The organism is Pseudoalteromonas sp. APM04, from assembly GCF_022809815.1.
Lineage (GTDB): Bacteria > Pseudomonadota > Gammaproteobacteria > Enterobacterales > Alteromonadaceae > Pseudoalteromonas > Pseudoalteromonas marina.
On sequence record NZ_CP094441.1, the window covers coordinates 2,283,332 to 2,297,841 of the forward strand.

Below are 14,510 nucleotides of genomic sequence, written 5' to 3' on the forward strand. Positions count from 1 at the left end.
TACTTTAGGCAAATCATTCCATGCTTTCTGACTCTCTAAAAAAAACTATTAGGCAAGTGCATCAGCATGTGGCTAAAAACCTGAATGATTATAGGCCGCGCAGCAGTCAAAATTACCTTGTTGCAGAAATTGCAAAAACATTGGCTGGTGAGTATCACAAAAAACAACGAATTTGCGTCATAGAAGCTGGCACAGGTACCGGTAAGTCACTTGCTTATTGTTTGGGGGCCTTGCCTTTAGCATTGGCACAAAAAAAGAAGCTAGTAATTTCTACGGCTACCGTGGCATTGCAAGAGCAATTAATTGCAAAGGAACTGCCTTTTTTTAAAACACATTCTGGGCTCGACTTTAAGTTTGATTTAGTTAAAGGACGCCACCGTTATATTTGCGCCCATAAACTACATAATGCTGTTAATGGTGATAGCCAAACTCAAATGGACTTTATGCCAACGCTTACCTCTCCATTAAGTGATATGGAAAGCAAATGCTTGCAAGGGCTATACGATGCTTACGTAAATAAAAAATGGCAAGGCGATAGAGATAGCTGGGCAGATACAATTCCCGACAGAGTTTGGAATTTAATTGCGTGTGACAAGCATGCTTGTCAGCGCCAAATGAAAGCGCATTTGACTTGCCCATTTCAATTAGCTCGCCAACAACTCATGCAAATGGATGTGCTGGTTATTAATCACTCTCTGCTACTGGCTGATTTAGACTTAGGCGGTGGTAAAATTTTACCCGAGCCAGACAACACTATTTATGTAATTGATGAAGCACACCATTTAGCCCATATAACACGCGATTTTTCGTCTGCTGCAGCAACCATTAAAGGCACAATAGAATGGCTCGATAAGCTCACTAAATTCAGTGGAAAAATGGCAAAAGTGCTAGTAGGACAAAGAGCCATAGGTCAAAACTTTAAGCTTTGCGATAGTATAAACGATGCAAATAAAGACCTAAAAGTAGTGAGAGATATTCTTGATAATGCTGACTTTGAATATTCAAAAGACGACACATACCGTTTCGAACATGGTGAAATACCCAAATCGCTACACAGCAAAGCAAAAGATATAAGCGAAGCCACACAAGATGCACTGCGTTGTTTAAATAAAATGCACGACACCCTTACACAAGATGTGAGCGACGGCGACATAAAACCTTATATTGCCGATCCTATTCTTGCTGAAAGCGGTCACTACATTAATCGTTTAGAACAACTAAATAAATTATGGTTTAGTTATGCCAACAAAGGAGAAGGCATACCCCACGCACGTTGGATAAAACGCCTTGAATATAAAAGTCATCATGACCACCTTTTAAGCGACAGCCCCATTGAAGTAGGCTACTACCTAAAAGACAAACTTTGGAACGAGTGCGCCGGCGCTGTTTTATGTTCTGCCACATTAAGTGCACTTGGTTCGTTTGACCATTTTGCTTATGAAAGTGGTTTAGCAAAAGAGGAAGGCGTTAAATTTATAAAGGTTCCCTCGCCCTTTGATTACCCAAAACAGGCAACATTACGCATTCCTGTGTCTAAAGTTGAACCTACCGATAAAGACTTTAGCGATCACTTAGCAACCACTTTGCCAGAGTATTTAAGCACTAAAAAGGCAAACTTAGTCTTGTTTGCCTCGTACTGGCAAATGGACCATGTAGCAAAGTTTCTTAGAACAAAAGGTTTTAACTTATTAGTACAAGGTGAGATGTCGAGAGAAGCACTGCTTAAAAAACACAGCCAAAATATTGATAGCGGTAAAGGTAGTATTTTATTTGGTACGCAAAGTCTTTCAGAAGGTCTTGATTTACCTGGTAAATATTTAGAGAACCTCATTATCACAAAAATCCCTTTTGCTGTGCCTACCTCTCCAATAGAAGAAGCGCAAGCAGAATTTGTGCAAAGCAAAGGCGGTAATCCGTTTTTAACAATTACAGTCCCAGATGCTGCTAAGAAATTGGTACAAAGCTGTGGTAGACTGCTGCGAAAAGAGAGTGACGAAGGCTGTATTACTATTCTTGATAGGCGTTTAGTAACCAAACGCTACGGTAAAGCCATGCTCGACACCCTACCACCATTTAAAAGACAAATAGACTATTAATGTTTGAACTCGCACTCGACCCGACAACTTGGGCAATTTTATGTGCTGTTGCATTGGCAGCAGGCTTTATAGATGCAATAGCCGGTGGCGGTGGCATGTTAACCGTGCCCGCATTACTTACGGCCGGTTTACCACCGCACCTAACATTAGGTACTAATAAACTCGCTGCGAGCTTTGGTTCGTTAACAGCAAGTTTTACCTATTACAAAAAAAACCTTTTTAGCCCCAAGTTTTGGTTGGCATCAATTATTGCAACCGCAATAGGCGCGCTACTAGGCACGGTTATTGTTGATTATTTAAGCATCGATTTTTTAAATAAGTTGCTACCAATTATAATTATTGTTGTTGCCTGCTACAGCTTATTTGGAAATTTGAGCACCACACAAGGTGATGAGTTACCAAAACTCAACAATGCAATGAAAGTAAAGCAGTGGGTCCAAGGCCTAGCACTCGGTTTTTTTGATGGATTAGCAGGCCCAGGCACCGGCACATTTTGGACCGCGTCTAACGGCATGCTTTATAAAATGAACTTGCTTCTTAATTGCGGTTTAGCCCGCTCTATGAACTTTGTGTCTAACTTTATTTCTCTTATAACCTTTGTAGCTTTAGGGCATGTAAACTTTTTGCTTGGTATAACAATGGGCTTTTTTATTATGTTAGGAGCCTGGTTTGGTGCGCACTCTGCAATTAGGTTTGGTAGTAAATTTATACGCCCTGTTTTTAATACCATGGTTATACTTTTAGCATTAAAACTCATTTACGAGGCTTACTTTTAGCATGCAAGTGAATGCATTAGAAAAACTACAACAGCAAGTTACTTCGCTCAAGCAACAAGCTGAGCAATTTGACAGAGCTAAATTGTTTGCTAAAAACCGTTATATGCAAGCACAACCTAGCCTATTTGACCGCGCTGTATTTCAAACTAAAAGCATGAACCTGGCTGATTACGTAAACGAAATAGAAGAAGAAGTAGCAAGCTTACCACCAAGCGATCACCGCCATGCTTATACCTACGCGCTAGAGCGAATTGCATCGCAAGTCCAGGCCGTATTTAATGTCATTAAATCAACACCAATTTGGGAAAAAGAAAATAAAAGTCGGTTTAAACCTCGCCCAAAACAGGCTGTTTATAAGCAAGCTGTAAAAAAAGTGATGCAGTCTTCTCATGAACTTTACGACGAGTTAAAACAAAACCATGAGTTTGAACGCCGCTTAATGCTGATGATAGAAGAGCGTAAAATGCAAATGGAAAATGCATCCCCAGCAAAAGCTCAAAAGCTTAACCTTGAAATATTAAGTACTCACGCACGTTTAGGTCGATGCAGAAAAGCCATTTCAGCCACTGAAGACAAAATACAACAAGTAGAAAAACAGCAACTCCGTTAGGGCTTTGTCCATGCAGCTATACTACCACCCTCTTTATTCAAATTTGCCTTTGCCCGAAAAGCACCGCTTTCCAATTCAAAAATATCAACGGCTTAAAACCGAAATAGAACATTTAGGCTTTTTACCAACCGCATTCAAGCAGCCCGCCAAGGCACGCCCCTCGCAATTAGCCTTATGTCATAGCGAGCAATATATTAATAATTTTTTAACTGGGAACTTATCTGATAAAGCGATAAAAAAGATGGGCTTTCCTTATTCGGCTCAATTAGTTGAACGAACATTGCTGTCTGTCGGTGGGAGTATTCAAGCAGCAGAAGAGGCTTTAAAAAGCGGACTAACCTGCAATTTAAGCGGTGGTTATCACCATGCCCATAGCGATTACGGCAGTGGTTTTTGTATATTTAACGATTTAGCCATAGCGGCCACACACTTATTAAATACTTATAAAGCCAAAACTGTGCTGATTTTTGATTGCGACGTGCACCAAGGCGACGGCACAGCGCAGATTATTAATCAGCAAAGCCATAAAAATATCATTACTTGCTCAATTCATTGCGAGCAAAACTTTCCGCGTTTAAAGCAGCAATCTGATTACGACTTTTCTTTACCTGCTAAATCTGGCAACGATGAGTATATCGACACATTACAACACGCACTTGCGCTGTGTGTAAGTATCCATCAGCCAGATATTATTTTGTACAACGCGGGCGCAGACATTTACATAAAAGATGAGCTAGGTTTATTAAATGTATCTATTACAGGTGTTTATGAACGAGATCTTTTTGTTCTTGATTTTTGTAAGCAACATAACATTCCCCTTATGTGTGGTTTAGGCGGCGGTTACCAACGTAATTTAGACAGCTTAATCAATGTGCATAAACAACTATTTAAAGCGGCTATCGATTTATAACAATCCTTAGTATAGACTTACTTAAATGGAACATAACAAAGCGGTAGGAACATGCGATTACACGACGATATACATAACTATTACGAAAAAATTGTTGTTGAAGAAATCATAAAACGAAAACTAGACGAAAAATATGACGACGACGTTATGGCCGACTTTTGCTGTACCGTGTTAAACCAACTGCCACCTCGTTACATTCGTTACGACGTAGATATGGCGTTTTATTTACCACAAGCTGAACGCATACACATGGAAGAACGTGTTCAAACCGCTATTGATGTGGCTATTAGTCAAATATCTAAAAAGAAAAATTTAAATGACCAACCCTCTTGAGGAAGCGCCAACGCATATTAAGCTCGCTGTTGATTTAATTATGATACTGGAGCAACACGACGTAGAGCCTGAAGAAGTATTAAAAGCGCTCGATATAGTGAAAAGTGACTTTGAAAAGAAGCTAGTTAACAACTAGCTTCATTCAACTGTGTCTACTTCATACACAGTGACCGCTCCGTCACGTTTAGTGCAATCAATTTTAATTTCGCCAAATGTTCTTCTAGCTGATGTTGACCTTCGGCAAGTCATGTTTTGAGCTTTAACACCAAACTGCTTAATGTAGAGCGCAACAATTGCATCTATTTGCTGCTTCTCTTCTAATGTTGCAGCGGCATAGAAAGTATCATATTGATGTGACCAATTTTCAACGCCAGCTTCTGCAGCTACACCTAACCACCCCATGCCAAGTTTGGTTGATTGATCTAAATATTGACCTTTTAAAAACATAAACGCTAGGGTGTATTGTGCGCTTTTATACCCAAGTGCTGCAGGCTCTTTTAAATCATTAAAAGATTGTTCGTACAGCCCGTTTTTATAGGCTTTAATACCGTTGTATTCTTTTTTCTTCATTGTATTATCGCTGTATAAATTAACTGGGGTCGACCCACACCCACTTAATAAACTCACAGCCAAAATTGCTGTAGCCAGTAAATACCTAACCATAACTAGTCCTTTATTATTTTTAATATGCGAGTACCGAATCTGGCTTACACTCTTCGTAAAGCCTGTTATTCTATAACTCTATTCGTATAATTAAAATATTATCATGAGCTTAGCAAGTTTACTTCGATTATTTTTTCTGGCTGCAATTTGGGGCGCGTCATTTTTATTTATGCGCATGGCCGCCACTAGTTTAGGGCCCGCAGTCTTAATAGAATTTAGAGTCGGCTTTGCGGCACTCACACTATTTATAGTTGCGCTGTATTTAAAACGTCGCTTGGCGTTTACTAAACACAAAAAGCACTTTTTTATAATTGGCGCTCTTAACTCCGCCCTGCCTTTTTTACTTTTTGCTTATGCCGCGCAAACTATCAGCGCATCTACGTTATCTATTTTAAATTCTACAACGCCTATTTGGGGCGCAGTTGTGGGTATTATCTGGAGTAAAACCAAGCCAACTAAGAGTATGGTTTTAGGCTTGCTGTTGGGTTTAGTAGGTGTGGCAATTTTAGTTGGGCAAAACCATCTTATATTAAATACTCAGTCACTTATTGCTATTGTAGCAGCGCTAAGCGCTTCATTTTGTTATGCCATTGCATCCCATTACACAAAAAATGCGCCAAAGCTTGCACCGTTTGATAACGCACACGGCTCAATGTGGGCAGCAAGTTTTATGGTACTGCCCCTTATACTTTTTATGCCAATGCGTGAAGTACCAACCACCAACGTTATGCTTGGCGTTTTAGCCCTTGGCGTAGTGTGTACAGCGCTTGCTTATATTTTATTTTTTAAGCTTATTGACGATATAGGCCCAACCTCAGCTTTAACGGTCACGTTTTTAATTCCGCTATTTGGCATTTTTTGGGGACATTTAATTTTAGATGAGCAAATTGGGCCAAATACGTTATTGGGCGCTTTATTTGTTATTGTGGGCACTATGCTGGTTACTGGATTTTTACCGCGAAAAAAGCACCTAGCTAAAACACGCTAAGTGCTTTTACAAAGCGCTTACTTTTGTGCTTTTTTGCTTAAGTTTTCAATTAAGTCTTGTGCGCTATAGCTATTGTCGCTGGGTTTAATGCCTTTACCCATTTTAATATCAATCAGGGTGTGTACTTCTTTGCGTTTATCATTGTTGCTTACCTGTACGCCTACACTGCTTGTTGGGCGTGCGCGTGTTTCGCAAGTTAATAAACCGCAGCTTCGCTCATATTGCTGGCTGTGTGATGCAATAATAGTTGACGCGGGCGCTTGCGATTTAGACTCAACAAAGGTTTCTTTATTCGTTACAACAAACCAGTCGTAGCCTTGCGCTTGGGTAAGCTCAGCCGCGCGTAACAATGCATAGTCACCGGCATCTGCTACGTTGTTTGACACACTTTTAAACTCTACTCGGTATTGATCGTCGCTAATTTTTTGCTCGCTGTAACCTTGCGAGCCATTATTCGCGGCGCGGTAATCAGGTTTAGATGCGCAACCCGCCATAAGTAAAATACTGATAATTAAAATAGATGTTTTCATAATTCACCTCGTTTTATACACATTATTATTTATTTAACTGCCACTTTGCACTAATTGCTTGCTGCTCTTGCGCTCTATCTAGTGGTGCGCCGCTGATCATGCTGTCTATAACAGCATCTAACTGACTGTTATTAGACGCCGTTTGATATTGCGCGCCATTATTACTTTGCTGCGTGGCTGTTTGCGCTTTAATTTGCCAACCGCTTTGCGTTTTACATGCAATACTTGTTTGCGTTGTGTTGTTTGAACTTAGTGCATACTGCCTACAAAGCTCACCTTGCTGATTTTTAAAACTAAGCTGCGCGCTAAATACTGAGCCATCAATTTGCTCATACTCTCCACTACTTAGCTGTGTATTAAGGGCTGAGGCTATGCTACTGGCTACTAAATTTTGCGACTCATTGGGTTGTAAATAACTGGTCATTGCAATACCAAATACCACGGCAACACTTGCAGCTATTGCTAAGCCTTTATTAGCCGAGTGCTTAACCTTTTGCCAAGGCGTTAACGTTACTACATTGCTATTCGACGTGTTTTTTGTCGTTGCTGTATCAAGCTTTGCAACCGTTTTAGCTAATGAGTCACTAAGGGGGGCGTCATCAATACTTGTTGCGTGCTCTTTTACTCGCATGTCTACTTCGCTTAGCTCTGCAAGTCGCATAATTAGTTCATCATCGGTTTCAAGGGCTTTACGCACTTGTTCCATTTCGTGCTCGCTGAGCTCTGAGTCTAAAAAGGCGCTAAGTGTTTCGTCGTTAATGTTCATACTTGCTCCTTTTTAAAGTCGGGTTTTATTAAGTTATAAAGTGTACTGCGTGCACGCGATAATTTACTCATTACACTGCCTATAGGTATATCGAGTGTATGTGCTACGTCTTTATAGGCCATGCCCTGCACTGCCACCAGCGATACAATGGCGCGTTGCTCTTCGGGTAATTGGCCAAGTGCTGTATTTACATTTTTAAGCATTTGTTTGTTTTCGAGTGTTTGGTTCTCATTACTTGTAATTGGCTCTGGTAATATATCGGCCTGGGCCGTATTTTGCCTTACCTTGCGTGAGCGGTATTCGTCTATCCACACATTGCGGCAAATTTTAAACGCCCATTTAGCCGGTTCAACGTCATCCGGAATGCCTTTTACTAATAGTTTTTCAATTGTTATTTGCACTACATCGTCTGCATCTGCTTTACTACCCGTTAGCGAATAGGCAAAACGCCTAAGCATGGGCAATAAGGTTTTTAATGTTTCGTTCATTGATTTTTACCCCTTTTATAAAGAAGACGATTCAAAAAAACATTTATTCCCAAATAATCAAAATAATTTGAATAATGAAATATTTTTATGTGTTAAACGTTAACTAACAAGCATGATAAATTTAATAAAAGTAACCCACTATGAACATGAAAAATTTCCGCGTTAAACACATCATAGCCGCTTCGATTTGCATATTTAGCGCAACGAGTTCTGCCAATATAGTCAAAGTCGATCAAGTGCTTGGGCAGTTAAACCCAATAGAGCAGCGTATTGAACAAACAATAGAGCGCGCACAACGCCTGCCGCTTCCGGTGCCTGTACCACAAGTGTCGATTGATGAACTAAAAGCGCAAATTAGTGAGCCAATTAGTAGTTTACCTAATGTGCTTAACATTAATATAAATAGTCAAAACACCGCATTTGTTGAAGTAGAGCTAGAAAACGGCTTTAGAGCAATAGAGCGCCAATGGTTATTAATGGCAAATAGCCAACAACTTAATACCCTAAAACAGCAAAATGTAACCATTGTGTCGGTAAAAAATTACAACGCACTTAACATGAGCTTAGTGCGCTTTAACGTGCTCCAAGGTGTTAATTCTAAAAGTGAGTTATTAAAAGCGCTTAACTTAGATGAGTCTGCAATACTTGACCGAAACCACATATACCAAGCGCAAACTGGCGAGCCTACCGCAAAAGTAACACCAAATAACTCTATTGCCCCTTACTGCACACAAAGCGTAAAAATTGGCATGATCGACAGCGCCATTAATACCAAACACAGTGCTTTTGAAGGTACAAATATCACTACGCAAAGCTTTTTACCACAAGGGTTAAGCTCGCCAAATTTACACGGCACCGCCATTGCAGGGCTAATTACAGGTAAAGGCGCAAAACTTAGCCCGCTTTTAAGCAATGCCAAGCTTTACAGTGCCGAGGTGTTTTATAGGCAATCTGAATATGCACAAGGGGCTACTTTATTTGCCATAGTAGAAGCACTTAACTGGCTAGTCAGTAATAAAGTACCCGTAATAAATATGAGCCTAACGGGGCCAAATAACGCAGTTTTAGAAGCAAGTATGACTGCAGCAATAAAACAAAACGTGTTAATTGTAGCTGCTGCAGGTAACCAAGGGCCGGCGTCGCAGCCGTTATACCCAGGTGCGTATAAAAGTGTGATAGCGGTAAGTGCTATTGATTCACAAAACCAAATTTATAGATGGTCAAATAAAGGTGATTACATTGACTTTACAGCCTTTGGTGTAAATGTTGTTACAAGCCAAGGTAATGGAAAATTTGGGAGGGAGTCGGGTACGTCAATGGCGGCGCCGCATGTAAGCGCGGCATTAAGTTGTTTATTGTTAAAACATGGTAATAATAAAACCAAAGCACTTAACGAGCTTACATCGCTAGCCATCGACTTAGGCGAGCAAGGCAAAGATACCACCTTTGGTTATGGTGCTATTTACCCACCTAAAAGTGCACTTTAACTGACGCCGATAAAACCGATTGCGTATAGGTATTGCTACTAAGCTTTGATTGGTAATCGCCATATTCAGCCTCGGCTATTAATGTTACGTGCTCAAATAAAGCTACGTTATAAAACGCATTAACGACATTTCGGTGCTCATCTCGCGACGGTATTTGCTCAAAAAAATCATCCGTTGTTTGCTCATCGTAATCTTTGTTTTGATAACGCCAGCCTGCCCCCACTTTGTTAGCCATATTAAAGGCCGTAAATTTGTGCGTAACTTTAGTAGTAAAACCGTAGCCGTTAAAGTCGTATTGGTTGTCGTCGGCGTTTTCTTTATCGGCACTTAGCGATGTCATTAGCATGGTTTGGCCATTATTTATAAAATGATAAAGCGCTACATCGCCGCCTACGCCGTCGGCATTACGTGCTTTTGCAGTAGCAAAACGTTTAGCTTTGGTTTTTATACTCATACGCAAGTACGTATGCGGGTTTAAAAAATGGCCATAGTAGGCGCTGGCTTGATTGAAATGTAAAAATGGTTCGCCATCTACATTTGCTTTTGCCCCATCGTAACGAACCCCTACCTCATGGCTATTAAAGCTGTAGCTGCCATCTAAACCATATTGATGCAGGTCTAAATCGTATTGATCAAACTCATCGTAGTCTTGTTGTTCAAACCTATAGCTTGAAGTTAATTTAGCGCTTTTAGTTACTTGCCATTTTGCATTAACACCGGCTGCGGTTTTTATGCCGCTGTCGCTTTGCGACGAAATATCGTCAAGCTCTTGAACAGAGAGCGCCGAGTTACTTAATACCCCAACTTCTGCATCTGCATTTAGCTCAAAGCTACTTTTAAAGGGCTTATTTTGCTCAGCTGTTTTAATGTGGTTAGTTTGTGCAAGCACCGCTTGAGCACTAAAAACACACAAAGTGGCGGTTATAACTGCTTTCATATTTATTCTCCAACAGGCCGAATAGGTTTCCCTATTCGGCATTTGTGCAAATACTTGGCGTATTAAAGGCCTAGGTCTAAATCGTTAGTAATGTTGGTTACTACTTCACTTGCGGTGCTAAGTGCTACATCGTTACTAATTTGATCAGTGACCGCTGCACTCACCTGCCCACTAACACTTTGCTGTACCGTGCTTTGTAAACTGCTAACCGTACTATCTTGCACACTGGCAATTAAAGATTGCTGAACACTACTTACTACTTCATTACTGGTATTAATTGCATCACCCATTTGCAGTGCAGAGCTCACTGAGTTTGCAGCCGTATTAGTAATTGCTAATTGGTTTGTAAGCTCACCCGCATTAAGCGCATTAGTTGCATTAGTTGCATCAGCTTGTGTTACTGAATCGGTTGCGCTACTTACATTTGAAAGTAAAGAGGCATCGGCAGGTGTATCTGTGGTGTCTGGCTGAGCGCCTTGTTCAGAGGTAACAGAAAGTAATGACGTCTGGCTCACAGCGGTTGTTAAATTACCCGCCGATGAGGTTAACTGCGCTGTTGCATCAAGCGCTGTATTGACTGTGGTATTGCTTGTGGAATTGGCTGTGGCATTTAAAGACGAGGCCGATGCATTTAATGCATTATTTAAAGATGAGCTGGCAGATGCAACTAATGTATTTGCAGGCTCTGCGGCCTCACTGCTTTCTTGCGCTGGAGTTTGCGTGTCACTAGCCATTGAATCTGTGTTTTGCGAGTCATCAGCCGTTACTTGTGTATCGTTAGATACGTTTGACTCGTTGCTGCCACTGGCTGTTAAACCATTTTGTGAAAGCGTAATAGATGTAGATGTTTGTTGCTGCGCCGACGTTGACTGAGATAGTTCAATATCAGCGGCGTGCACTGCACCTGTAAAAGTACACACACCGCTTAACATCATTACGCTTACAATTTTATTTAATTTAGTCATTGTTTTGTCCTCTAGTTTGTCGGATTGACATAAAGAAGACGATTTACTAAAACACTTTATTCCAAAATAAATTAAAAATTTATAATAAAGCTACTTATTATTTAAATTTCAAATGCTTAAAAATAAGATAATAAGCTACTGCGTTAGCGTTTCACTTTTTTGTATCAGCAATAACAGCTCAGCAGTGGCAGTTGCATCAGCCAATGCGCGGTGATGGCTGGTTAAGTTTAAATTAAAATGCGCGCTAAGGTTACCAAGCGAATACGACTTTAACCCTTTAAACGCTCTGCGCGATTCAACCACGGTGCACATTTTTGGCATTTTAAAAAAGTGCCCTGCAATCTCACATTCTTTTTTAATAAAACCGTAATCAAAGTTCACGTTATGGGCTACAAAAATACTGCCTGCAAGTTTATCTAGTAGTGGCTGTGCTATATCGGCAAATACAGGCGCGTTGTACACCATGCCATCGCTTATGCCGGTCAATTTAGTAATAAAGCTTGGGATATGGCGCTGCGGATTAATAAGTGTCGTCCAGGTATCTATTACTTTACCGTGCTGTACTTTAACTATGCCAATTTCGGTAATGCGGTTACCACCTTTTAAGCTGCCCGTAGTTTCTATATCAACCACGCTATAAATACGGTTAGGGTCTACAAACCACTTAACTGCAGCAATATGTACCGTAAAGCCTACATTTTTTAAATTATCAATAGTGGTAAGTTGGTTGCGCCTAAGCTTATCGCCTGGGGCTTTTACCTCTTCAAAATGTACTTGGCCATTATTAATAACCATTAAGTCGGGGTAGCCGTCTTTTAGCTGTAAATAGTGTTTGCTCATAGCCGTTAAGTGCGCAATTAACGCTTCAAGCGGGCTGTTTAAAATAAGTGCCTCTAGTGGCTCTAATAAATTGCTGCGCCATCTAAATAAACCATTGGGCTGCTCAAAATACTGCGCGGCATGCTTACATACCAAATTAAGCAGCGCCTGATTAGTGCTACAGCTTTTTAAACGTGCGTCAATTTGCGTGCTTTGTGCTTCATAAAAATTACCAAGCTGTAAAACTTGCGGGTAAATATCAAATTCATTACACGGCGGGTATGGCGACTCAATAAATAACTCGTGCCAAAATACTAAGCCAAACAAGCTTTGCCATAAGGTGTTTTCGGTATTAAATACCGTTAACCCTTTTTCACTGTAATGCTCATTTACGCCTTGCTCTACATCGCCTCGGTAAATTTCGTCAATTTCAAGCACACACTGGGTATCGGCCAGCATAGTACTTAAGCGCGAACGTGTTTGTTTATTAAACTTACGCATTAAAAAGTCATCAGCAAAGTACAGTAATTCGTCGGTGAGCGGGTTTTCTATAATTTGCTCTAGCTGCGCTTTTACCCACGCTTTATTACCTAAGCGGTATTGCTCTCTTATTTGAATTTCTTGTGCTTCGGCGTAATCGGTGCAGCCTTCAAGTAAGCTAAAAGCAAGTTCGCTATCGGTATTTTTAAGTTGTTTGTACAGCCTAACCAGCAGTTTGTTTTTAATGTCGTGCGCTTGTGCGCCATGCGCCGGTTGCGCTAAAACTAAATGTGCAAGCTCGGTGTAAGGGGTTTTCTCATCAAAGGTTTCATCTTTTGTATTACCGGCTGTTTTGCCGATATTTTTAAACGCTAAACGGTAACGATTTAAAACATAATTAGATTGCGCCTCAGAGAGAGTATTAAAGCGCGACAAGCTCTCGCTGTGCCCTTCGCGGGTAGCGGTTAACCCTAAATCGCGCATAACAAAGCGGTTTTGATGGTTTACATCGCCACTACTTAAGCGCCCTGCAAATAAAAACTCAAAATACTCGTAATAATCTTCACGGTTATTTATCACATATTGGCTATATAAAGGGGCTAAATCATCTTCGCGCTCACTAAAAAATTGGCACGCAATAGTGACCAACTCCCCTTTAGCTGCGCTTTTTTTAAAGCTTACTTGCTCACTGTAATTACTGAGTAACTCCACCAGCATGGGCTTGGTTAAATGCGCTATAAGCTGCTTATAATGCTGTGCGTTTGGCTCATATAAAATACCCGCTGTTTTTAGCGTATAAATAGCCTGATATGGCGAAGTTATTTCTTCATAATTGAGCGATTGCGCCTGCACTAAATAAGGTTTTCGCGAATACACACGCGCCAACATGCATTGGCTTTGCTCATCTAGTTGGTTAATTTTACTAATAAATTGGCTGTGTTTGGGCTCAAGTAAATGCATACATTTACTTGTTACAAACTCAATAAGCTCTCTAAAATGCGCTAAATAATATTTTGCTGGTAATTCTTTTTTCATAACATCGCCACGACTGTATATAAAAACAGTATCTAGCATTTGTACTTATTATTCAATCTTAAACTTGTAACGAAAACACGCTATAGTGAGCGTATAAAAGTAAATTTATTAAAAATAAAGGACTTACCATGAGCGCGCACCCGTACGATGTTTTATCACTCAATAACGGCGCAAATATTATTTTTACGCCTTGCCCTGGTACAAAAACGCAAAACCTAGCGGATTCAATCGCTACATTAAAAGCCGCTGGCACTCACATGCTGCTTTCACTTATGCCGCAAAAGGAGCTTGAAAAAAACAACGTAAAAACAATTAATAGTGAGTGCAAAAAGCACGATATAACCTGGTTTCATTTACCAATAAATGACGACGAAGCACCCAAACAGCCTTTTACATCAAGCTGGAACACCCACAAAACAGACATACTACAAGCCATACAGCAAAAACAAACCATTGCCATACATTGCAAAGGCGGCACTGGCCGCACAGGGTTGGTCGCTGCGCTTATTTTAAATTCGGCAGGTTACACAAAAGATGAGGTATACAGCCTAGTACAAGGTATTCGCCCTAAAGCACTAACTATAGAATTGCAAAAAGAATACTTTGAGAATTTTAACGGGTAATGAA

General features: G+C 40.4%; 16 protein-coding genes. 9 read left to right on the top strand and 7 right to left on the bottom strand.

Annotated features, from left to right (window positions below):
• Positions 1 to 20 precede the first annotated feature (20 nt).
• From dinG to MTP24_RS10630, 6 genes are read left to right on the top strand one after another with little or no spacing between them, the layout of a single operon-like run.
• Entirely contained in the window at positions 21 to 2,096 is a 2,076-nt protein-coding gene (dinG, locus tag MTP24_RS10605; RefSeq protein WP_243531114.1) for an ATP-dependent DNA helicase DinG, read from the top strand.
• Positions 2,096 to 2,872, top strand: coding sequence for a TSUP family transporter (locus MTP24_RS10610; RefSeq protein ID WP_039038085.1), 777 nt, complete (start codon positions 2,096 to 2,098; stop codon positions 2,870 to 2,872). The genes dinG and MTP24_RS10610 overlap by 1 nt, the downstream gene beginning before the upstream one ends.
• 1 nt (position 2,873) lies before the next feature.
• A complete protein-coding gene (locus tag MTP24_RS10615; RefSeq protein WP_006793578.1) occupies positions 2,874 to 3,482 on the top strand; it encodes a primosomal replication protein in 609 nt (202 codons plus the stop codon).
• Positions 3,483 to 3,492: 10 nt separating this feature from the next.
• Complete coding sequence (locus MTP24_RS10620; protein WP_243531116.1) at positions 3,493 to 4,392, top strand: histone deacetylase; 900 nt, start codon at positions 3,493 to 3,495, stop codon at positions 4,390 to 4,392.
• Positions 4,393 to 4,443: 51 nt separating this feature from the next.
• The gene (locus MTP24_RS10625; RefSeq protein ID WP_006793580.1) at positions 4,444 to 4,725 is read left to right on the top strand and encodes a late competence development ComFB family protein; all 282 of its coding nucleotides are present in this window, start codon (positions 4,444 to 4,446) and stop codon (positions 4,723 to 4,725) included.
• Positions 4,709 to 4,861: a YbaM family protein gene (locus MTP24_RS10630; RefSeq protein ID WP_006793581.1), complete on the top strand. Its 153-nt coding sequence runs from the start codon at positions 4,709 to 4,711 to the stop codon at positions 4,859 to 4,861. The genes MTP24_RS10625 and MTP24_RS10630 overlap by 17 nt, the downstream gene beginning before the upstream one ends.
• A gap of 2 nt (positions 4,862 to 4,863) precedes the next feature.
• Here the strand turns inward: MTP24_RS10630 and MTP24_RS10635 are convergent, their stop codons facing one another.
• Positions 4,864 to 5,388 (bottom strand): sel1 repeat family protein, encoded by a 525-nt coding sequence (locus MTP24_RS10635; RefSeq protein ID WP_010557140.1) that lies wholly within the window; start codon positions 5,386 to 5,388, stop codon positions 4,864 to 4,866.
• 103 nt (positions 5,389 to 5,491) lie between these two features.
• On the opposite strand from MTP24_RS10635, the gene MTP24_RS10640 reads away from it, so the two are divergent.
• Positions 5,492 to 6,376 (top strand): DMT family transporter, encoded by an 885-nt coding sequence (locus MTP24_RS10640; RefSeq protein WP_010557141.1) that lies wholly within the window; start codon positions 5,492 to 5,494, stop codon positions 6,374 to 6,376.
• Between the two features lie 17 nt (positions 6,377 to 6,393).
• Here MTP24_RS10640 and MTP24_RS10645 read toward each other — a convergent pair whose 3' ends face one another.
• Genes MTP24_RS10645 through MTP24_RS10655 form a run of 3 tightly spaced genes read right to left on the bottom strand, consistent with a single transcriptional unit; the run spans position 6,394 to position 8,160 of the window.
• Positions 6,394 to 6,906 (bottom strand): hypothetical protein, encoded by a 513-nt coding sequence (locus tag MTP24_RS10645; protein ID WP_243531117.1) that lies wholly within the window; start codon positions 6,904 to 6,906, stop codon positions 6,394 to 6,396.
• Between the two features lie 25 nt (positions 6,907 to 6,931).
• Positions 6,932 to 7,672, bottom strand: coding sequence for a hypothetical protein (locus tag MTP24_RS10650; protein ID WP_243531119.1), 741 nt, complete (start codon positions 7,670 to 7,672; stop codon positions 6,932 to 6,934).
• Positions 7,669 to 8,160, bottom strand: a complete 492-nt coding sequence (locus MTP24_RS10655) for an RNA polymerase sigma factor (protein WP_243531121.1) — start codon at positions 8,158 to 8,160, stop codon at positions 7,669 to 7,671. Before MTP24_RS10655 ends, MTP24_RS10650 begins: the two co-directional genes overlap by 4 nt.
• A 140-nt stretch (positions 8,161 to 8,300) precedes the next feature.
• Here MTP24_RS10655 and MTP24_RS10660 point away from each other — a divergent pair, with 140 nt between their 5' ends.
• Entirely contained in the window at positions 8,301 to 9,647 is a 1,347-nt protein-coding gene (locus MTP24_RS10660) for a S8 family serine peptidase (protein WP_243531123.1), read from the top strand.
• Here MTP24_RS10660 and MTP24_RS10665 read toward each other — a convergent pair.
• The 3 genes from MTP24_RS10665 to MTP24_RS10675 all read right to left on the bottom strand — a co-directional run bounded on the left by MTP24_RS10665 (position 9,631) and on the right by MTP24_RS10675 (position 13,922).
• Positions 9,631 to 10,584, bottom strand: a complete 954-nt coding sequence (locus tag MTP24_RS10665) for a hypothetical protein (RefSeq protein WP_243531125.1) — start codon at positions 10,582 to 10,584, stop codon at positions 9,631 to 9,633. The genes MTP24_RS10660 and MTP24_RS10665 overlap by 17 nt on opposite strands.
• A gap of 62 nt (positions 10,585 to 10,646) precedes the next feature.
• The gene (locus MTP24_RS10670; protein WP_243531128.1) at positions 10,647 to 11,549 is read right to left on the bottom strand and encodes a hypothetical protein; all 903 of its coding nucleotides are present in this window, start codon (positions 11,547 to 11,549) and stop codon (positions 10,647 to 10,649) included.
• A 135-nt stretch (positions 11,550 to 11,684) separates the two neighbouring features.
• Positions 11,685 to 13,922 (bottom strand): exonuclease domain-containing protein, encoded by a 2,238-nt coding sequence (locus MTP24_RS10675; protein ID WP_243531130.1) that lies wholly within the window; start codon positions 13,920 to 13,922, stop codon positions 11,685 to 11,687.
• Between the two features lie 89 nt (positions 13,923 to 14,011).
• Between MTP24_RS10675 and MTP24_RS10680 the strand changes: the two genes are divergently transcribed.
• Positions 14,012 to 14,506 carry a dual specificity protein phosphatase family protein gene (locus tag MTP24_RS10680; protein WP_243531132.1) on the top strand — a complete coding sequence of 165 codons (495 nt, stop codon included), beginning with the start codon at positions 14,012 to 14,014 and terminating at the stop codon, positions 14,504 to 14,506.
• The last annotated feature ends 4 nt before the right edge of the window (positions 14,507 to 14,510 follow it).

Coding starts and splice junctions, on each gene's coding strand:
- MTP24_RS10625 (WP_006793580.1), top strand. CDS start 4,444: ATGCGATTACACGACGATATACATAACTATTACGAAAAAATTGTTGTT.
- MTP24_RS10645 (WP_243531117.1), bottom strand. CDS start 6,906: ATGAAAACATCTATTTTAATTATCAGTATTTTACTTATGGCGGGTTGC.
- MTP24_RS10640 (WP_010557141.1), top strand. CDS start 5,492: ATGAGCTTAGCAAGTTTACTTCGATTATTTTTTCTGGCTGCAATTTGG.
- MTP24_RS10615 (WP_006793578.1), top strand. CDS start 2,874: ATGCAAGTGAATGCATTAGAAAAACTACAACAGCAAGTTACTTCGCTC.
- MTP24_RS10680 (WP_243531132.1), top strand. CDS start 14,012: ATGAGCGCGCACCCGTACGATGTTTTATCACTCAATAACGGCGCAAAT.
- MTP24_RS10675 (WP_243531130.1), bottom strand. CDS start 13,922: ATGCTAGATACTGTTTTTATATACAGTCGTGGCGATGTTATGAAAAAA.
- MTP24_RS10650 (WP_243531119.1), bottom strand. CDS start 7,672: ATGAACATTAACGACGAAACACTTAGCGCCTTTTTAGACTCAGAGCTC.
- MTP24_RS10620 (WP_243531116.1), top strand. CDS start 3,493: ATGCAGCTATACTACCACCCTCTTTATTCAAATTTGCCTTTGCCCGAA.
- MTP24_RS10635 (WP_010557140.1), bottom strand. CDS start 5,388: ATGGTTAGGTATTTACTGGCTACAGCAATTTTGGCTGTGAGTTTATTA.
- dinG (WP_243531114.1), top strand. CDS start 21: ATGCTTTCTGACTCTCTAAAAAAAACTATTAGGCAAGTGCATCAGCAT.
- MTP24_RS10660 (WP_243531123.1), top strand. CDS start 8,301: ATGAACATGAAAAATTTCCGCGTTAAACACATCATAGCCGCTTCGATT.
- MTP24_RS10655 (WP_243531121.1), bottom strand. CDS start 8,160: ATGAACGAAACATTAAAAACCTTATTGCCCATGCTTAGGCGTTTTGCC.
- MTP24_RS10610 (WP_039038085.1), top strand. CDS start 2,096: ATGTTTGAACTCGCACTCGACCCGACAACTTGGGCAATTTTATGTGCT.
- MTP24_RS10665 (WP_243531125.1), bottom strand. CDS start 10,584: ATGAAAGCAGTTATAACCGCCACTTTGTGTGTTTTTAGTGCTCAAGCG.
- MTP24_RS10630 (WP_006793581.1), top strand. CDS start 4,709: ATGACCAACCCTCTTGAGGAAGCGCCAACGCATATTAAGCTCGCTGTT.
- MTP24_RS10670 (WP_243531128.1), bottom strand. CDS start 11,549: ATGACTAAATTAAATAAAATTGTAAGCGTAATGATGTTAAGCGGTGTG.